This window comes from Tolypothrix bouteillei VB521301 (assembly GCF_000760695.4).
GTDB lineage: Bacteria > Cyanobacteriota > Cyanobacteriia > Cyanobacteriales > Nostocaceae > Scytonema > Scytonema bouteillei_A.
On record NZ_JHEG04000001.1, the window covers coordinates 5,517,584 to 5,536,414 of the forward strand.

Annotated in this window: 16 protein-coding genes; 6 read left to right on the forward strand and 10 right to left on the reverse strand. The window is 42.4% G+C overall.

Annotation, left to right across the window (positions count from 1 at the left end; translation table 11 throughout):
* Window positions 1–28 precede the first annotated feature (28 nt).
* Window positions 29–1,747 (forward strand): ATP-binding response regulator, encoded by a 1,719-nt coding sequence (locus tag HC643_RS22220; protein ID WP_050045291.1) that lies wholly within the window; start codon window positions 29–31, stop codon window positions 1,745–1,747.
* Window positions 1,748–1,759: 12 nt separating this feature from the next.
* Here the strand turns inward: HC643_RS22220 and HC643_RS41505 are convergent, their stop codons facing one another.
* Window positions 1,760–2,500 carry a M15 family metallopeptidase gene (locus HC643_RS41505; RefSeq protein ID WP_237265925.1) on the reverse strand — a complete coding sequence of 247 codons (741 nt, stop codon included), beginning with the start codon at window positions 2,498–2,500 and terminating at the stop codon, window positions 1,760–1,762.
* 349 nt (window positions 2,501–2,849) lie between these two features.
* Window positions 2,850–4,514: a protein kinase domain-containing protein gene (locus HC643_RS22230; protein WP_038089381.1), complete on the reverse strand. Its 1,665-nt coding sequence runs from the start codon at window positions 4,512–4,514 to the stop codon at window positions 2,850–2,852.
* 456 nt (window positions 4,515–4,970) lie between these two features.
* On the opposite strand from HC643_RS22230, the gene HC643_RS22235 reads away from it, so the two are divergent.
* Window positions 4,971–5,432 (forward strand): globin domain-containing protein, encoded by a 462-nt coding sequence (locus tag HC643_RS22235; protein ID WP_038089386.1) that lies wholly within the window; start codon window positions 4,971–4,973, stop codon window positions 5,430–5,432.
* Window positions 5,433–5,733: 301 nt separating this feature from the next.
* On the opposite strand, the gene HC643_RS22240 is transcribed toward HC643_RS22235, so the two are convergent.
* The 5 genes from HC643_RS22240 to cysS form a co-directional block, all read right to left on the reverse strand.
* Window positions 5,734–6,159, reverse strand: a complete 426-nt coding sequence (locus tag HC643_RS22240) for a universal stress protein (protein ID WP_038089387.1) — start codon at window positions 6,157–6,159, stop codon at window positions 5,734–5,736.
* Between the two features lie 158 nt (window positions 6,160–6,317).
* Window positions 6,318–7,634 carry a histidinol dehydrogenase gene (gene hisD, locus HC643_RS22245; protein WP_038089399.1) on the reverse strand — a complete coding sequence of 439 codons (1,317 nt, stop codon included), beginning with the start codon at window positions 7,632–7,634 and terminating at the stop codon, window positions 6,318–6,320.
* A gap of 788 nt (window positions 7,635–8,422) precedes the next feature.
* The gene (locus tag HC643_RS22250; protein ID WP_038089389.1) at window positions 8,423–9,769 is read right to left on the reverse strand and encodes a TldD/PmbA family protein; all 1,347 of its coding nucleotides are present in this window, start codon (window positions 9,767–9,769) and stop codon (window positions 8,423–8,425) included.
* Window positions 9,770–9,901: 132 nt separating this feature from the next.
* The gene (locus HC643_RS22255) at window positions 9,902–11,344 is read right to left on the reverse strand and encodes a TldD/PmbA family protein (protein ID WP_038089391.1); all 1,443 of its coding nucleotides are present in this window, start codon (window positions 11,342–11,344) and stop codon (window positions 9,902–9,904) included.
* A 163-nt stretch (window positions 11,345–11,507) separates the two neighbouring features.
* Entirely contained in the window at window positions 11,508–13,001 is a 1,494-nt protein-coding gene (gene cysS, locus HC643_RS22260; RefSeq protein ID WP_050045365.1) for a cysteine--tRNA ligase, read from the reverse strand.
* A 127-nt stretch (window positions 13,002–13,128) separates the two neighbouring features.
* On the opposite strand from cysS, the gene HC643_RS22265 reads away from it, so the two are divergent.
* On the forward strand, window positions 13,129–14,268 hold the full coding sequence (locus tag HC643_RS22265; protein ID WP_038088257.1) for a CobW family GTP-binding protein: 1,140 nt from the start codon (window positions 13,129–13,131) through the stop codon (window positions 14,266–14,268).
* A gap of 133 nt (window positions 14,269–14,401) precedes the next feature.
* On the opposite strand, the gene HC643_RS22270 is transcribed toward HC643_RS22265, so the two are convergent.
* Window positions 14,402–15,196, reverse strand: coding sequence for an Rpn family recombination-promoting nuclease/putative transposase (locus tag HC643_RS22270; RefSeq protein ID WP_038088259.1), 795 nt, complete (start codon window positions 15,194–15,196; stop codon window positions 14,402–14,404).
* Window positions 15,197–15,283: 87 nt separating this feature from the next.
* Here HC643_RS22270 and dtd point away from each other — a divergent pair, with 87 nt between their 5' ends.
* From dtd to HC643_RS22285, 3 genes are all read left to right on the forward strand, one after another.
* On the forward strand, window positions 15,284–15,739 hold the full coding sequence (gene dtd / locus HC643_RS22275; protein WP_038088261.1) for a D-aminoacyl-tRNA deacylase: 456 nt from the start codon (window positions 15,284–15,286) through the stop codon (window positions 15,737–15,739).
* Between the two features lie 105 nt (window positions 15,740–15,844).
* Complete coding sequence (gene psb28 / locus HC643_RS22280; RefSeq protein WP_038088264.1) at window positions 15,845–16,180, forward strand: photosystem II reaction center protein Psb28; 336 nt, start codon at window positions 15,845–15,847, stop codon at window positions 16,178–16,180.
* Between the two features lie 95 nt (window positions 16,181–16,275).
* Window positions 16,276–16,782, forward strand: a complete 507-nt coding sequence (locus HC643_RS22285; RefSeq protein ID WP_038088266.1) for a MogA/MoaB family molybdenum cofactor biosynthesis protein — start codon at window positions 16,276–16,278, stop codon at window positions 16,780–16,782.
* Between the two features lie 526 nt (window positions 16,783–17,308).
* On the opposite strand, the gene mraY is transcribed toward HC643_RS22285, so the two are convergent.
* Both mraY and HC643_RS22295 read right to left on the reverse strand, forming a co-directional pair.
* Window positions 17,309–18,415: a phospho-N-acetylmuramoyl-pentapeptide-transferase gene (mraY, locus tag HC643_RS22290; RefSeq protein ID WP_038078407.1), complete on the reverse strand. Its 1,107-nt coding sequence runs from the start codon at window positions 18,413–18,415 to the stop codon at window positions 17,309–17,311.
* Between the two features lie 78 nt (window positions 18,416–18,493).
* A complete protein-coding gene (locus HC643_RS22295; protein WP_038078409.1) occupies window positions 18,494–18,733 on the reverse strand; it encodes a DUF3134 domain-containing protein in 240 nt (79 codons plus the stop codon).
* Between the last annotated feature and the right edge of the window lie 98 nt (window positions 18,734–18,831).

Here is an 18,831-nt window from a genome sequence, read left to right on the forward strand (position 1 = left end):
TTGATGCGAGTGCTTCGGAAGAGAACAAGTGAACGAAGATGAGTTTGTCAAGCAGATTCAATACGTGCAGAAACGCATGACTGAACTGCAAAAGAATGCCAGCAAATTACCTTTACACCAACAAAGTCGATTGACAAAAGCTCTTGAGAACTTGAGCTATGCCATGAGGGACTTGCAAGTCGCAGAAGAGACCATACGGCTTTTACTGTCTGCAGTACAACAATCTAAAGATTCTATTATTATTACCACAGCAAAACTTGACCCCCCAGGGCCTGAAATTGTCTTTGTCAATCCAGCTTTTAGTCAAATGACTGGTTACGAGATTGAAGAAGTATTGGGTAAAACTCCACGTTTGTTGCAAGGTCCTAAAACCGATCGCTCTGTCCTGGATGACTTGCGGAAACATCTGTCTGAGGCGATACCTTTTCATGGTGAGGCAATTAACTACCACAAAGATGGTACGGAATATTATGTGGAATGGAATATTAGCCCGATTTGTAATGTCAATCAAACCATAACACACTTCATTGCCATTCAACGTGACATTACTGCCCGCAAACGCATGGAGGAAGAACGCGAGTCTCTGCTCTCCCGAGAGCAGGCAAACCGCGCAGAAGCAGAAGCAGCAAACCGAATTAAAGATGAGTTTTTGGCTATGCTCTCCCACGAACTCAGAACTCCTCTGACGCCAATTCTGGGTTGGTCAAGGCTGTTGCAAACCAATAAGTTACCGGAAGCAAAACTACAACAGGCAATGGCGTCAATTGAGGAGCACGCGAAACGTCAGGCAAAATTAATTGACGATCTGCTTGACCTTTCACGAATTGTGCGGGGCAAATTAACACTTAATTTAACTTCAGTGACATTGATCGTGCCGCTTGCTGCTGCTCTTGAAACAGTTCGTCTGGCTGCTGAAGCAAAATCAATTCGTATCAAAACAGTACTTGAATCGACTGTAGAACCAGTTATGGGTGATGCAGATAGATTGCAACAAGTTTTTTGGAACTTGCTTTCAAATGCCATCAAATTTACTTCAGAAGGCGGCTCTATTATTGTAGAACTACAACGAGTGAACCGCTACGCTCATATTACAGTCAGTGACACGGGACAAGGTATCCATCCCGACTTCTTACCCTTTGTGTTTGACCGTTTCCGCCAAGAAGATAGTTCTATCACTCGTCAATTTGGAGGTTTAGGTTTGGGGCTGGCTATTTCCCGGCAATTAGTAGAAGCTCATGGCGGAACAATTGTGGTGGAAAGTCTTGGTGTTGGAAAGGGTACAACCTTTACAATCAAGCTACCACTGATAAAAGCTCCCCAACAGACACACTCAAACCCCAAAAAACCTCCGCTATTTTTGGATTTGAGCAATATAAAAGTTTTAGTGGTAGAGGATGATGCTGGTACGCGAGAATTTATCACCTTCGCGCTTGAACAGTATGGAGCTAATGTCAACGCCGTGGGATCTGCCACTGAGGCGCTAGAAGTATTGGCACAATCAAAGCCAAATATATTGATAATCGATATTGGGATGTCAAAAGTAGATGGTTACACTCTGCTGCGTCAGATTAGATCGATGTCGCAAGAGCAAGGAGGGCAAATTCCGGCGATCGCTCTTACGGCGTATGTAGGAGAAAACAATCGGCAACAAGCCCTTGCAGCTGGTTTTCAAATGCATGTTCCCAAGCCAGTTGAGCCTGCTGAAATAGCTGTAGTTATTGACCAATTATTGGGCAAAAAGCAATGATCTGAGTTAACTTCACTTTCTAGCATGAGCGAATGCTGCTATTGCATTTGGTGAACCAACATATCGCCAATGCCAAGGCTCAAAACTCACACCTTGGGAATTATTGCGCTTAAAAGACAATTCAAATCCAAACTCTCGAGCATGACGAGTCAACCAACGATAGGCATTTGTCTTTTCAAATTCCAAGGTGACATCTTGCTTTGGGGCTCTACCATCTGCTAAATCCACAGCAAAACCAGTATGATGTTCGCTAAATCCTGCAGGTGCGCTGATTTTTGCTGCTGCTTCTACGGAACCGCGACGCTTCACTTGGTCTTGAAACAATTTTTGTTGCTGTTCTATGGTACGAAAACCGGAAACAGGTACTATCCAAACACCTTCTTCTCTTGCAGAATACATCATTCGCATTAGTGCTTGTCCTGCTTCAATATTTAACAACTCAAAGCGTTGGTCATCACCCGTTGCGTAACTACTGACAATCATCAATTCGCTAGGATTGGCTTGTGCATAAGAAAAATGTCCATATGCTATTTGATTTTCTACCGGTTGTTTCTGGAATGAAGCGGGATTGGCTGCAATTTCTACTGGTTGGGAAGAGACAATAACAGAAGACGCTTCTGTTGGATGGGAGGTTGGGACGACGGAAACAATCTTTGGTGGAGAGGAGGGTCTTCCTCCAACATTCGTTGGGTTTGGTGCAGAAAATTTTAGCGCCAATGCTGCACTCAAAATAATACCAAATGAAACTGTCATTGCAATAATTAAAATTCGTGCAATATGGGGTATTTTTTTTAAAAAATTCATATATTTTTGAATTTTGGATAGACGAAGGTTTTATTGGATTTAATTTTACTTAACTCTTTATATGACTCCCTCGAGCACTATAAGCCCACTCATCTTCTTGTTTTTATTCTTCGTGTCCTTTGTACCTTTGCAGTTTATTTAGATACTTAATCTTCAGACAAAAGGCATTTATTCAATCAATGTAATTGCTGGCATTGTATGCGGTAGCGCTACTACGGACTTTTTTATCTAAAGATTGGGTTTAAAGAAATAGTATAAATCCCCCTATTTGAAAATAGAGAGATTTATCGGTCAACCGTCACCGATCGCTATTAATAATTTCAGTTGAAGCTATCTTCCAACGGTCATCGGCAAATTCTAGATTATAACGAACTGTTCTTGTTTTATAATCAGTTTCTTTTGGCAAAATGTTACCATTTCTATCTAAAAGTGTACGGTCTTCCGTCACTTTAACCTGGATAATAGCGCGATCGCCATTCACAGAAAACTCATCTACACTATCTATAGTTTGTACTCTGTACCTGTAGGAATGACCGTCTTTCTTCAAGGAGTTTATAGAACCTTCCTCTCCTGCGGTACTCTCATACTGGCTACCTGTTGTTAGCTCAGCCGCAGGTTGGGGATCGTAAGGAGGTGCAAACATCACTCGTTTGGCTAGCAACCACTTATTAATCAAATCTCTTGCTTCACTTTCTGCAAAAGCAGGTGGAGAAGTTGCATTACCCTGTTGCGATTGCTGAGAATCAGAGTCTGGTGGTGTCGAAGAATTATTTGATTGTGTCGTGCTAGGTTCTTGTCCCCTATTAGAGTTTGAACTAGATTTTGAAGTAGAACCCGACCGGACGACAGTTGTTCCCTCTAAGGGGGCGGGTGTTTGTCCTTTCAAAAACCAAAAACCACCTACAACACACGCCCCAACTAAGACACCGATAGCAATACCCTGTTGCCAAGGTGCTATACCGTTATGACTTGTCACAGATGCAGTTGTTGCTGGTGATTGGTAAGAGACAACAGGAGGTTGTCCAACTGGGATAGTTGGTTGTGGTGCTGGTATTGATGGAGGGGATGGAGTGACTGGAGGAGAGTTTAGGGGCACTGTAGGAGCGACATAAACTGGTACTGTAGGTGCAACGGGAATAGCAGGAGTTTGCAATGCCACAAGCATTTGTTGGACACTCGAATAACGCTCGCTAGGTGTTCTTCTAATTGCTCTATCCAACACATCTGCAAAACCAGGGCTAATATAAGGAGCAAAATCCCGCCAGAGAGTTTCACCTGTGATGTTATCGCATGCAAGCTGTTGTGGCATTCTACCTGTAAGCAAATAAATTGCCGTTAAGCCCAAACTATAAATATCACTAGCAAAAACCGGTCTTCCTATAGATTGTTCCGTGGGCATAAATCCCGGAGTTCCAATAACAATTGATGGGTTGGCGTTTCCTGAAGCCATTTCTGTTTGCATTGTCAGTTTCACCGCACCAAAATCAATTAAGACTGGTTTGCCGTCTGAAAAGCGCAAAATAATATTATCTGGCTTGATATCTCGATGCACGATGCGCTTGCTGTGAACAAAATCTAGAATCGGCAAAATATTGATTAATATATCCTTGACTTCACTTTCATTCAGCACACCTTGCTGATACACCTTTTGGGTCAAGGTTTGACCTTCAATATACTCTTGAACTAAATAAAATTGCCCGTTTTCAGAGAAATATGCATACAATCGGGGAATGCGATCGCTTCGATCTCCGAGTTCTTCTAAAATCGCTGCTTCTTGCTGAAATCGTTGCTGTACGAGTTGATAAACTTGGAGGTTATCAGCAACAGGCTTAAGTTGCTTAATCACACAGCGACGACTTGAGGGCATTTGGGTGTCCTCTGCTAAAAACGTTTCCCCAAATCCTCCACTTCCTAATACTCTCAGTACCTTATAACGATTATTTAATAGTGCTGGTGTTATCATTCCTCACCCTTTCAGCTTGATACATACAGGAAATAAAGTAAAAAATATACTCAGCATGATTAATGAGCCTACCCAAAATGAGTGGTATCTAAATTTACTCTTTTTTTGGACAAAGTGGTAGATGTTTGCTAATTCTTAACAGCTTTAGATACTGAAATTTTATAAATGCTATAGATTCCCAACCTCCTTAAAGAAGCTAGTACAACATGGCGTAAATAAGGTAACCCTTAGTAACAGACAAAAAGCTTAAAATAAAAGCTTTTGTGCCTTCTGCCCTCTGACGAGCGTACTTCTGCCTTTATGTACTAGGGATTTTTACGCAATACCAATGCTTTCTATTATGAGCTAGCTCATAGAAGTCAGAAAAAATGCTTTCTATGATGGTAATAACAAAAAATAATTCAGTCAAAACAACACAAGAAATGACTGAAACACTTTAAAATTTAGGAGTTATTTATGGTCAGCCAAAAAACAATAGAAATTGTTAAATTGACAGCCCCTATACTTAAAAAGCAAGGTTTGCAAATCACAACTAGGATGTATCAAATCATGTTTCAAAAGCATCCAGAAGTGAGAGAAAAGTTTAATATGTCGGCGCAAGAAGATGGCTCTCAACCAGTAAAATTAGCACAAGCAGTTTATGGTTATGCTCTTCAAATTGACAATCTAGCTGCTTTAGGATCGATGGTTGAGAGGATTGCCCATCGTCATGTAGAAGCTCAGGTATTAGCAGAAGAATACCCTATTGTAGGAAAGTGTTTGTTGCAAGCAATAAAGGATGTGTTGGGAGAAGAAGGAGCTACGGAAGAAGTCATCGCAGCATGGACAGAAGCATATGAGGCCTTATCAAAAGTCTTTATTAACAGAGAGCACGAGATTTATGAAGAGGACGCCATTCAGCCAAAATTAGCAGTTTAGCCTCAGAAAGAAAAAGGTTCAACAACAAGTTTCTCAACCAAAATTGACAATGACTCTCTTCCCATCAGAAAGGATGTCTGATAATGATTGGTGAAAAATTTTCAGCACTGTAAGATGGGTATTCCAAATGTGTAAATTGCCCTCACTCTTCTAGAGTGAGGCTATACAACCAAAGCCCGCCTCTACAAACTACAATAAGTCCGTATAGCCGAATTTCGTTTGTATAGTCGTGAATTCTACTTGCCAGAAATTTTGACAAAATTAGCTAATATCCTACGTATAGATCGCTATAATTTTTTATTTATGTACCTTTTACTACCATTACAGAACAAGGGGCATCTTCTACAACTTGACCGCTGACGGAACCCTGAACAATTCGATTCACGCCTGTTAATCCACGACTGCCAGTGACAATTAAGTCAGCTTTGTAAATGTTAGCAAGACGAATAATCTCTTGGGCTGGGTCGCCTGCAACGAGTTCTATATCACTTTCAACCGCTAGTTGAGTTTGATACCCTTTGAGTTGTTTTTCAATTTGTGCGTAAGAAAAGGTTGAAGACTCTGGATGCGGGCGGTCAGCAGGAAGTTCCATCTTTGATTCTGAAGTAGCAAACACGTGACACAGAATGACTTTGCTATCTTTCGGCAGCATAAATTGCTGTACCGTTTGAATAATTTGGTCGGTAACTTCTGAATCGTCTAGAGCTACTAAAATCGTTTTTATCACCGCTGTTGTCTCCAAAACAGTAGACCTCACACACAGATAATAAGTAATTATAGTTAACGCTATACTTACCATGCCCAAACTTTGGACAGAGTTTGCATAGCCTTAAACTTTAAGTTTGGCAATTGCAAACTCTTTTTTGCAAAAAGTCTAGGCAAAAATTAATAATTCATATCATCTTTTTCCTTATCAATTCGGCGTTGTACCGAGTTAACGTGCGAAGGCAAGTCTTCCGAGGATGCTAGGACGTCAATTGCATGAGCCACTTTCTCTAGTGCAGTTTGCGAGTATTGAATAATACTAGAGTGTTTCATAAAGGTTTCTACTCCTAATGGAGAAGCATACCGGGCAGCGCCAGAAGTGGGTAAGGTATGGTTGGGACCTCCTAAATAATTTCCCACAGCTTCTGGTGTAAAATGCCCTAAGAAAATTGCACCGGCATTGTGAATAAGTGATAAGATTTCCCAGGGTTCTTGCACTTCCACTGCTAAGTGTTCGGGTGCAAATTCATTTGAGAGTTCTGCGGCTGCTCGGAGTGATTCCACAATCACAATCAAGCCGTAGTGAGCAATAGCTTTCTCTGTTAGCGTTCGTCTGGGATGATCTATCAGCTGTCTTTCCACTGCTACTTGTACGTTTTTTGCCAAACCCGGATCTGTGGTCAACAAAACTGCTGCTGCCATTGGATCTTGTTCTGCCTTGGCTAACATATCAGCCGCAACGCGAACGGGATTTGCAGTTTCATCAGCAATAATTAAGACTTCCCCTGGTCCTGCAAGGAAATCTATGCCAACTGTACCGTATACTAGTTTTTTCGCTAACGTGACATATATATTACCTATACCTGTAATGATATTGACTTTGGGAATAGTTTCTGTACCGTAAGTTAAAGCAGCGATCGCTTGTGCGCCTCCAACACGGTATATTTCTTGCACTCCAGCTTCTTGAGCAGCGACCAACACGGATGGGTGAATCGCTTTTAAAGGACCGGGTGGTGTCACCATAACTATGTGAGGTACGCCAGCCACTTTTGCCGGAATAGCATTCATTAATACCGTACTTGGATAGGGGGTGCGACCACCGGGCACGTATAACCCTGCCCTATCTACAGGTGTGTAGCGCTTGCCAAGCACTACATCATCATCCTCAAAGTGAACCCAACTTTTTGGTATTCGCTGGCGGTGAAACGCTTCAATTTTGCGACACGCCAACTGAATTGCCTCAAGTAACTCTTGCGATACCTGTTGGTACGCTGCATCCAGTTCTGAGCCTGTCACGCGCAGTTCTTCTGGCTTCAGGGTTTGCTCGTCAAATTCGGCTGTGTATTGCAGTACAGCTTTATCGCCTTGGCGCTTCACTGCTTGCAACACTTCCCGCACTGTTGCTTCTTTATGAAGTACCTGTTCATCTTGGATGCGATCGCAGATCCGTTGTAGTTCTGCTCTAACATCTGCCTGCTGAGTAATGATTCGCAGCATGGAGTAAGGACATTGCCAACTTGAGAAAATTCTTGCCATTGAGTTTGAGTTTTGCTCCTTACCCAAATGAGAGGTGCAAAGCTAACCCCAACTCTCTTCTCTAGCTTAACCTGGATTTTTTTGATACTTCCATTGCTTCCCACATATCGTTTGCTAAACGCCGATAACCAACCACGGGTTGCTTGAAACAGATAGAACCTTAAAAGGTCAGTAGGGTTGGTAGTTCTTAACAACTTCGCGTTTTATCTCCCGAAGTATATGGCAAGTTATTAGTGTGTTGTTTCAATCAGTTCCCCTTTTCAAGCATAAGTAGCAACTGAGTATAATTTTTATGTATCCTTTACTTCATAAGCCAACATTTTTACAGAGGGGATGGATTTAATATCTCTATGTAACCTCTCAACTTAACATTTGACTGGCGAGCTCCCTACGCACGACATCTCAAACGAAGAGAGAATGCAGGCGATGTTCGCCATCACATGCGTGACAAGCAGTCATGCTAAGCTACATTGAGTGAGTATCTTATTCTATCGTATTTTTAGACTTGACAGCAAACCCTCTATCCCCTTTATCCCCGTTAAAAAAACGGAGCGGTCGTTTCAAACTTTTAGAGGCGTAATACCTTGTGTCCTACAAGATACGATAATATTTCTCATTTCTTCACAAATCAAATGTTATATCCCTAATAATACCCGTTTCATATTTGATACTTGCTGTCAACAGGTAAGCCCCAAATTTGAGAATTTTTCTCTAGTACCATCTGCTAATATGCAAATTAAATGTTGTCGTCACAACGTATAAGTAAAATCCTCAACCAACATACCTGGAACCATATTGCCTCCGAGTTGGCGAGCCTCGTAAGTTCCCACTTCAGCAATAAATTCTTGAAAATTAGTCAGATCGATTAGATTATCTCCCCAAAAACGATAGAGACTGTCATCAAATCGCAAATTTTCAATAGGCGCAACAATTTCGCCTTTTTCAACCCAGAAACAAGCATATCTGGTCATTCCTGTGATTCTTCCTGTTGGGCGATCGCTCCAATTTAAGTAATGCAAATTTGAGACATATAACCCTGTATCCAAACTAGGAATAATCTCTTCAAATTTTAAATTCCCTGGCATGACTTCTGGGGCTCGTAAAGCTTCATAAGTATTGGCACCATTAGCAAGTTTTCCATATTCCTTAGCAGTACGAGAATTGACTAAAGTATTAACTAAAACTCCCTTTTCAATAATCTTCACTTCCAGCGCGGACATTTCTCCCCATTCATTGAAACGCGGTACTAAACCTCGTTGAAAATTTTCTTTTAGATGAAATTCTGGAGATAACTGCTTTTCGTTTCGCCAAAGAAAAGCTAACGCACTTCCTCCCTGTTGTAAATCGGCTTCACTCACACCTCCCCAAGAAAGCATGTGCAATAAATCGGAGACTGCTGCTGGTGCAAAATATGTCTTATATCGTCCTCTAGGTAATTCTTTTGCCGGACGAGAAAGTAACTCTAACTGTGTTTTTGCATCGCTAATTTTTGCAGTATAAGCTTCGGGATTCCAATCACTCCCGGCAAAAGTTCCTTTCACGGCTTGTCCGCGATCGGTAAATATAGAATAGTCTAATGTGAAAGTATCAGTACTGAACCAGTGTTTTTGACTATTGGAATCAGCATAAGCCCTAATCACCGAGCCCCCAGCATATATCCCAGCAAAATCAAATTCTGCAACGGGTTCCAATACCGTTGGGACGACTAATTCATCAGCTAATAAATTGCCAATATGAACCTCTCGGCTGGTATTAGTACCTGATGGTAATACTAAATAGGGGTCTACGGGTAATTGGGGAAGTTCTTCGCGTAATTCTTGTAAAGCTCTATACGCCACTTGCCAATCGACTTCCCAATTCCCAGTAAAGGGAAACTGACGAAAACTACTGCGCCCATCTTGCATCAAAGTTAGTTCTATCCAACCATCAGCAACACAACCTGTTTGCCGTACTTTGGCACGATTAAAACGTGTAAATTGGCTGCTTTCGCTACTGAGTTTTATCGTGAATTGTTCGCTTTCTGCCTTTTTTACAAGGAGAGTGTCTATTAATTGGTTAAAGCTAACTTCTAAGCCAGACAATTTTTCGTGTTTCATGAATTAGGAATTAGGAATCAGGGATCGGGAGAGAGTGGGGAGAGAGGAGAATGGGGGCTGTGAAAAAGTAGGGGAGTCAATCGAGAGCTACGTTCTACCTTGTCCCCTTGTCCGCGATTTCTCGCCTTCTCCTCAAGCTCCTCCACCAAACACTTCAACGTTGGCAAATACGCAAACGGGTGAACCATGACCTACCCAAATAGCCTGGTTTGGTTCTCCCTTACCACAAAAAGGAGTGCCGTACATCTGCCAAGTGGAGTAATTACCTATTTTAACTAAACTTTGCCAAAATTCTGGAGTTGTGGCTCGGTAGTTTGGATTGCGAAGAGTTTTTGTCAGTTTGCCATTTTCAATCAGCTTTGCGTACTCGCAACCAAATTGAAATTTATATCGCCGATCGTCTATTGACCAAGAGCGATTTGATTCCATGTAAACACCATGTTCTACTGAGGCGATCGTATCCTCAAAAGACGCTTCTCCAGGTTCAAGATTCAAATTTGCCATGCGATCGATTGCTGGTCGATTCCAAGAACAAGCACGGGCGCAGGCTACTCCGGGTACTTCTGCTCTTGCTTGGCTTTCCAAACTGCCCAAACCCCGAAGAAGAACGCCTTCTTTAATTAAGTACTCCCGTGTTGCTACGGTACCAGTGTCATCAAATCCGTAGCTAGCAAATTCATTGGGTACAGTGGGGTCAAAGGTAATATTCATCAAGGGAGAGCCATACACCAAATTCCCGAAATCTTTTTTGTCAACGAAGCTACCACCCGCGTAGTTCCTTTCATCACCTAAAATTCGGTCAATTTCTAAGGGATGCCCAACGCTCTCGTGAATTTGTAGCATCATTTGATCTGGCGCTAATACCAGATTTGTACGTGATGTCGGACATTCTTCTGCTGTAAGAAGTTCTACTGCTTGTTCGCCAATTTGTTGAACTTGATGCCACAAATGTGTTTCTTGAAAATGTTCCAATCCACCTTGGTAGCAGTTTGCTTGCCAACCATTTTGAGAACGTTGCTGAACGATCGCTCCATCCTGGGCTGTTGCTCCGTAATGAGTGCTAAAAAACATAAATTTTTGATACACTTCGGAGCCATTGCTACTTACAAACCAAGTTTCTTTTTCGCTGGTTGAGGCAATAGCGGTGGTTTGCACTATGCGATCGCAAACCTTAAGTGTTTGGCAGATGCGGATGAGTAAGTCGTTGATTTCGCCTGCACTTAAAGCATCAAGAGGTTTGAGAAATGGCGAAGTGTACTGACCTACTACTTTAGGGCGCTCGCTTGCTGCTTTAAATGGATATACCCACCACTCACTTGCAGCAAGTGCTTGATGATATGCTTTCTTAGCAGCTGCTTGTAAATCAAGCACTTGTAAGGAATTAATCGCTGCATAACCGATACAACCATTGACCATCACTTCTAGCATCGACCCTTTAGTAAAGGATTTACCGTTACTTTGAGGTATGCCATCACGGATATGGTGAGTATAGGTTGTATCTTTTACAACTCTAATTCCCAACCAATCAGCAGGAATATCTATTTGAGAAATTGCTTTTTTTAATTCTGACAACATAACTTAATACTATTGGAGATTAGGGATTGGAGATTGGGATTGCTTATACTGAATCTCACCCAACTATCTGTGGTCTTCTTTTTTAAAACTGGTATCAGAAGAAAAGATGAATTATGAAGCATTAATTTTCTATCCTTCATAATTCATCATTCATAATTCATAATTAACTGCGGTGCCATCGAGTTCCATCACGACTATCAATGAGGGTAATACCTTGTGCTTGTAGTTCATCACGAATGCGATCGCTCAGTGCAAAATTTTTCGCTTGACGCGCTTGTTGTCTTTCCTGAATCAACTCCTCAATTTTTGCATCGCTTAAACTCTCATTGACAGAAGTTTCCTCCTCTACCTTGGCATCAAAACCCAGAACATCAGCCAACGTCACAAGAGTTTGCCATTGGGCGCGTAATACATCGGCTGTTGTTACCGTTTTTCCCTCATGAGTCAGAATGTTTCCTTCTCGCTGTAGTTCTTTGGCTAATTCAAAAAGGACTGGCAATCCTCCAGAGAAATTAAAGTCATCATCGATCGCTTCAAAGAAGCGATTGATATAGGGATTGGCGATTGATAATTGGGAGCTTGAGATGGAGTTCTTCCCTGTTCCAGGTTCCAAGTCCTTAGCCCCTATTTCCCAACCCAATTGTTTACCGTATTTATGACCAAAAAGCAAACCTTCTTTTAGTGTTTCGTAGCCCTTTGTTGCAGAAGCGATCGCTTCATCCGTAAAATCAATTGGTTTGCGGTAGTGGGCTTGCAAGACAAACAAGCGAACCGCCATTGGGTGTACTCCTTTATCTAACAACTCCCGAATTGTGATAAAGTTACCCAAAGATTTTGACATTTTTTCTCCATCTACCTTGACCATGCCATTGTGCAACCAGTATTTCGCCAGTGGTTTTTTTGTCACAACTTCTGACTGAGCAATTTCATTTTCATGATGGGGAAAAATCAGATCGGCACCTCCAGTGTGGATGTCAATGGTATCACCCAAGCGATCGCGGACCATAGCCGAACATTCAATATGCCAACCCGGACGACCTTTACCCCAGGGTGAGTCCCAAGCTGGTTCGCCTTGTTTTGCTGCTTTCCATAAAGCAAAATCAAAGGGGTCTTTCTTCTTCTGATACTCTGGATCTTCCAGATTCACTCTTTCGCTAGCTCCCGCTTGCATATCTTCCAGGTTGCGACCGGAGAGTTTGCCATATTCAGAGAACTGACGGACTGCATAGTAAACATCACCATGAGAGGGGTAAGCATAACCCTTATTTTCCAATTCGTGAATCAGTCGCTGAATGCCATTCATCGTGTGAGTTGCACGGGGATATTCATCAGCATCCTTGATACCAAGACGCCTCATATCCTCAAAATATGCTTCGATAAAGCGTTCCGCCACAGCTTCCATCGATGACTGTTCTTGTCGCGCTCGATTCAAAATTTTGTCATCAATATCTGTAAAATTTTGTACATAGCGGACATCGTACCCGATAAATTGTAGGTAGCGACGCACTACATCCCACACAATACAAGCTCTGGCATGACCCAAGTGGCAGTAGTCGTACACCGTCACGCCGCAGTAATACATCTTAACTTTTCCAGCTTCTACTGTTTCAAACGGTTCTTGACGACGGGTGAGGGTATTGTAAACAGATAGGGTCATATCCAACTTATAGAAATACGTAATAATGGAAGTAGGCAACACCGGATGAATACCAGCATCCTTATGCTAGTCTCTTCCTGAGATTTTGCGCTACAATTAGCTATTTTGACTTCCTGAAAGCAGCGCCATGCAAGCAGTTACTTCCGAGTCACAATCAATGGATGCACCCAAACAAGGGTTACCAGTAACGATTATTACTGGATTCCTTGGTAGTGGTAAGACAACTTTACTCAATCATATCCTGACCAATCAACAAGGATTAAAAACCGCCGTACTAGTCAATGAGTTTGGCGAAATTGGCATTGATAACGAGTTAATTATCTCCACTGATGATAATAACAATATGGTGGAGTTAAGTAACGGTTGTATCTGCTGCACCATTAATAACGATCTCGTGGAAGCCGTTTACAAAGTTATGGAACGGCAAGACAAGATAGATTATCTGGTGGTAGAAACAACAGGGCTCGCCGATCCTCTGCCAGTCGCTCTTACATTTCTTGGCACTGACTTGCGCGACTTAACGCGTCTTGATTCAATTGTCACGGTTGTAGACGCGGCAAATTATAGCTTGGATTTATTTAATTCTCAAGCTGCTTACAGTCAAATTGCTTACGGTGACGTTATTCTCATCAATAAGACAGATTTAGTGTCTGAAGAAGAAGTAAAAGCACTAGAGGCAAAAATCAACCAAGTTAAAGAAGGTGCAAGAATTATTCGCACCAAGCAAGCGCAAGTTCCGCTTCCTCTGATTCTAAGTGTTGGTCTGTTTGAAACAGACAAATATTTTAATGAGGCGAAACAACACGGTCATGACCATCACGACCACGATCACCACCATCATGCTCACGCACATGACCACGAACATGACCACTCAGAATGTTCTGAATGCGGTCACGACCATCATGACCACGACCACCATCACCACCATCATTCCGACCATTTAGAAAATGATGGTTTCACCTCTATATCATTCCAAAGCGATAAACCTTTTTCGATTAGGAAATTCCAATATTTCTTAGATAATCAACTTCCCACAAACGTTTTCCGCGCAAAAGGGATTATGTGGTTTGATGAAAGCCCCAAACGTCACATTTTTCACTTGTGTGGCAAACGCTTCACTCTAGATGATGATGAGTGGACCAAGCGGGAGAAGAAAACCCAGTTGGTGTTAATCGGTCAAAATCTCGATCGCGAGACTTTGCTAAAACAACTAGAAAACTGCTTGTGTTTGCCTTCTACCTCTCGTGGTAAGGGTTTTGGGGCTTAGCTCAGCAATTGGCGGAATTAGAAGTGAGGCGTGAAGAATAAAAATTTTTAATCTTCATTTCCCACTTCTAGTACCTCCCAAAATTGAAACTGAAACAGCACCCCGCGATCTAATTATGTGAGTTCTCGGTTTTTTAAAGTTCTAACTGTTGCACTTGTTCTACTGATAATCCAGTGATTCTGGCTACGACTTCAATTGACAATCCTTCTTTTCGCATATTGATAGCCATTAGCTGTATCCCCTCTTGAATACCTTCAGCGCGACCTTCAACGCGACCTTCAGCGCGACCTTCAGCACGACTTTCAGCTTGGATTGATTGATAAATGACTGATTCTTTCATTAAGTCCCTCCGCAGTAATTGCTGAATCACCTTTTCTTCTAATACTAACCCAGCTAAAATTGCCGTTGAAGCAGTTACATTATTCTGTGTTTGTGAGTCTCTTATAGTATTTATTTCCATGGCAACTTGCCTAAGTGTTTCAATGCGATCTTCACTCTGACAGAGTACTGCAAATGGTAATAACCCAGGAGATTGCAAAAACACGCTTGATGGTTGCTCCCAAAGACGAATTACCTGAAAGCGATGAAAAGTTTCTTCCAGTGTAAATGTTGTTTGATACACTCGTCTTGAATTAGTTCTTTTTAAGTAAATTACGACTTGTTTCATCTGCTTTTTAGGAAAGCGGCGATGAGCTCGCAGTCGGTAATCAGCCATCCGGAATGGAACTCGTAGTTTTGGTCGAGTTTGAAATTCCAAATGCAGAATACATTCATCGGATTGGAGTAGTATCAGAGCGTCAGCACGAATTGGTTCAACAGACAGCTCTTGTGGACTTAATTCCGTAAGAGCGATTGGTTCTCCTAATAACCAAGTAGCAAAGTCAGTAGAAAAACTCTCAACGAGAAACTTGCAAATATTGTCATACATTATGAAATATCATCAGTAAAATGGATAATTCTTTATCTGGCTTGTCGTATTGTACTTTTACTGTTAATTCCTTAATCAGAGTTATTTATGCGCGTCATTGTTCAACGAGTCAAATCTTCTCAGGTTACCATCAACGGTGAAATAATTGGCAAAATTGGGCGTGGGCTAAACCTGCTTGTAGGGATTGCTGATACCGACACCGAGCGCGAACTAGATTGGATGGTGCGAAAGTGTTTGGAATTGAGATTGTTTCCCAATGAGGGCGAAGCAGGAGAGCGGTGGCAAAAATCAGTGCAAGAAATTAATGGCGAGTTGCTAGTGGTGAGTCAGTTTACGCTTTATGGAGACTGTCGCAAAGGTCGTCGCCCTTCCTTCGATCGTTCAGCAACCCCTCAAGTTGCAGAAGAATTGTATAACCGTTTTATCGCTAAGTTGCGCTTAAGCGGGTTGCGAGTGGAAACAGGTAAATTTGGGACAATGATGCAAGTCTCAATTGAAAACGACGGTCCTGTAACTTTGTTACTAGAACAAGAGGCTAAGTAAGTAATTGTATGTAAAAGAGAAATCAAAGGAAATGCTTGGACAGTAAGGTACTAAATGATGAGAAAATATTAAACTAACCATAACAAAACTTTAAATACACTCATCATGGCTCAAATCCAGTTTTCTCGAGGGATTAACGAAGATGTCATTCCAGAAATACGCTTGACAAGATCGCGCACTGGGGGTAGTGGGACGGCAACGTTTGTTTTTACAAATCCCAAAGCTTTAGAAAGTGGTAACACTGAAGAAATCACTGGTATGTACCTAATTGACGAAGAAGGAGAACTTGTGACGCGTGAAGTCAAGGGTAAATTTGTCAACGGTAAACCAGAAGCATTAGAAGCAGTGTATCTGATGAAATCTTCAGAACAATGGGATCGCTTTATGCGATTTATGGAGCGGTATGCTAAAGAGCACGGTCTGGAATTTAGCCAATCATAAAGGGTTAGGGGTTAGTGGTTAGTAGTTAGTGGTTAGTAGCTCTAATAAACACTAACCACCAACCACCAACCATTAGCCATTAATCAACTTTATTTATGACTCACCTTCCGCATCCAGATACCTCAAATATGAGGGTCACTTGTGCAGCTATTACTGTCAGCGATACCCGTACCCCAGAAACGGATAAAAGCGGTCAACTTATTCAGGAATTACTTCGCAACGCCAACCATAATATAGATGCTTACATAATTATCAAAGATGAACCAGCACAAATCCAAGAGCAAATAAAATTGTTGGGTCAACGCCATAATTTAGATGTTCTCCTGATTAATGGTGGAACGGGAATCGCCCCAAGAGACACCACGTATGACGCTATCGAAAAGCTACTTGAAAAAACTTTGCCCGGATTTGGAGAAATATTTCGTTTTTTAAGTTATCAAGAAATTGGTTCGCGTGCGATCGCATCTCGGGCTGTTGCAGGTACATACCAACAAAAACTGATTTTCTCTTTACCCGGTTCCAGTAACGCTGTGCGATTGGCTATGGAAAAGTTGATATTACCAGAACTTGTTCATTTAGTAAAGCAAATTGCTAATAGCTAATAGCTAATAGCTAATAGCTAATAGCTAATAGCTAATTGCTAATAGTTCTACAACTCCCTTGCCTCTAGAAGATGACCCATAGGTGTAGGGTGGGTAATGCCCTAATTTTTCTAAGCTGGACTCACCAGTCGCCAGGGCGCGGGAAACCCCTCCCTTGTTCGCCCTATCTCAGGAGCGAAGACGCTATATGCAAGGCACACGCTAAGCGCAAAGCGCACGCTCCGCGATGCCGCAGGCTATGCCCGTAAGGGCTATACGGGTTCGCCAGTCCTCAGAGCGCGGGAAACCCCTCCCTTGTTCGCCAGTTGCCAGGGCGTGGGAAACCCGCCTACAGCACTGGACTCACCGCCTGCAGCGCTGGACTCACCATTAGCCATTAGCCATTAGCCCTTCGGGTTCGCCAGTCCCCTACGGCGGGAAACCCGCCTACAGGGCTGGTCTCACCATTAGCCATTAGCCAATAAATAAATAACCCCCCCAGGTCGAGGAGGTTATTTAACTGGTATCTAAGTTGTTGTTCAGCACATCAAAATTGACCTATCGTTAGAGCGATAACCGCCAGAATTGCACTGATGATGTAAAACACAGCAACAACTTGTAATTCCGACCAACCAGAAAGTTCTAGGTGATGGTGTAGTGGAGCCATTTTTAAAAGACGCTTGCCTTTACCATCTGGACCTTTCGTAGCTTTGTAGTAGCTAACTTGCGCCATTACAGAAAGGGTTTCTACGAAGAAGATGCCACTGAGAATAAACAGTCCTACTAGGCTGTTTGCCAACAAAGCGACGGCTGCTAAAGCACCTCCTAAAGCCAAGGAACCGGTGTCTCCCATAAAAACTCGGGCTGGGTTGCGGTTGTGGACTAAAAAACCCAAACAACCACCACTTAGAGAAGCACAGAAAACCATCAATCCGGGCGAAGTTGGTGCAACTAAAGCACCTAATGCTAATAATGCGATCGCTACCGTTCCTCCTGCCAAGCCATCAATGCCATCAGTGAGGTTGGTAGCATTGCTTTCCGCTACGAGTACAAAACCTGCTAAAGGCCAGAAGAGAAGTCCCAGAGGTATGTAAAACCCAAAAGGTAAAGCTATATTCGTAACATTATGAGCGGGATGAGAAATCAGAAGCCACACACAGAAAGCAACTGCAAATGTCACTTGTAAAATCAGTTTCATGCGGGGAGAGATGCCTTTGTTTGACTTGCGGCGGAGAATTTGCCAATCGTCAATCCAGCCAATCAACCCATAGCTGAGTGTCAAAGCAGCAACAGCTAGTACTTCTGTAGCAAAGTTAGACCAGATACAAGCAGAAATCACTGACACGGGAACAAAGAATATGCCCCCCATGGTGGGAGTCCCTGCTTTTTTCAAATGAGCTTGAGGACCGTCCTCGCGGATGATTTGCCCGGTTTTCAGCGCTTGTAGCAATGGAACTGCCCAGAAACCAACTGCGGCTGAAGCGACAGCACAGAAGAGTAGAGGTAAAGTCAGTGACATACCTTGCCAAGGCATTCTATTTGCTATGCCGTCAAGAATTAGCGCTGATACACCCAGTCCTACACCGAGTAGGGAGACTAAACCTATGCCATTAATGATACTTAACCCTTGGTTAGGAGATAACTTAGCGTCCACGGATATTTCCCTTCACTCCACACTTGTAAAATTAAACAAAGGATTTGGCTGTGCCAATATGTCTCAAGCTTGAATTAGCTATTCTTCATCTGGGACGACATCGTCATCGTCATCATAGTCAAAATCGCTAATTCCGTCGTCAGTACTCAAAAACTCTGATATCTCTTCTTCTTCGTCCGAATAGTCGGGTTCGTGAACATCTCGCGCTATGAGACGACCGTTTGTTTGCAACCAGTCTAACAAGGAGGACTCTTGCTTTAATGGAATTACAGGAGCTCGTCTGTTGCGGGGTTCCTCACGTAGTGGTGAATTTAGCATATTTACGAAAACACTATATGGAGATGATAACTAGACACTTAGAGTCTATCACTTGATAATGCACGATTTACTTGTTAATTCAACCCCTTTTTTAGAAA

Bases quoted from the DNA above. Each gene is read 5' to 3' on its own strand.
- HC643_RS22235 (WP_038089386.1), top strand. From the start codon at position 4,971: ATGGTCAGCCAAAAAACAATAGAAATTGTTAAATTGACAGCCCCTATA.
- HC643_RS22255 (WP_038089391.1), bottom strand. From the start codon at position 11,344: ATGTTGTCAGAATTAAAAAAAGCAATTTCTCAAATAGATATTCCTGCT.
- hisD (WP_038089399.1), bottom strand. From the start codon at position 7,634: ATGCTGCGAATCATTACTCAGCAGGCAGATGTTAGAGCAGAACTACAA.
- HC643_RS22230 (WP_038089381.1), bottom strand. From the start codon at position 4,514: ATGATAACACCAGCACTATTAAATAATCGTTATAAGGTACTGAGAGTA.
- HC643_RS22250 (WP_038089389.1), bottom strand. From the start codon at position 9,769: ATGAAACACGAAAAATTGTCTGGCTTAGAAGTTAGCTTTAACCAATTA.
- cysS (WP_050045365.1), bottom strand. From the start codon at position 13,001: ATGACCCTATCTGTTTACAATACCCTCACCCGTCGTCAAGAACCGTTT.
- HC643_RS22285 (WP_038088266.1), top strand. From the start codon at position 16,276: ATGACTCACCTTCCGCATCCAGATACCTCAAATATGAGGGTCACTTGT.
- psb28 (WP_038088264.1), top strand. From the start codon at position 15,845: ATGGCTCAAATCCAGTTTTCTCGAGGGATTAACGAAGATGTCATTCCA.
- HC643_RS22265 (WP_038088257.1), top strand. From the start codon at position 13,129: ATGCAAGCAGTTACTTCCGAGTCACAATCAATGGATGCACCCAAACAA.
- HC643_RS22270 (WP_038088259.1), bottom strand. From the start codon at position 15,196: ATGTATGACAATATTTGCAAGTTTCTCGTTGAGAGTTTTTCTACTGAC.
- HC643_RS22295 (WP_038078409.1), bottom strand. From the start codon at position 18,733: ATGCTAAATTCACCACTACGTGAGGAACCCCGCAACAGACGAGCTCCT.
- dtd (WP_038088261.1), top strand. From the start codon at position 15,284: ATGCGCGTCATTGTTCAACGAGTCAAATCTTCTCAGGTTACCATCAAC.
- HC643_RS41505 (WP_237265925.1), bottom strand. From the start codon at position 2,500: ATGACAGTTTCATTTGGTATTATTTTGAGTGCAGCATTGGCGCTAAAA.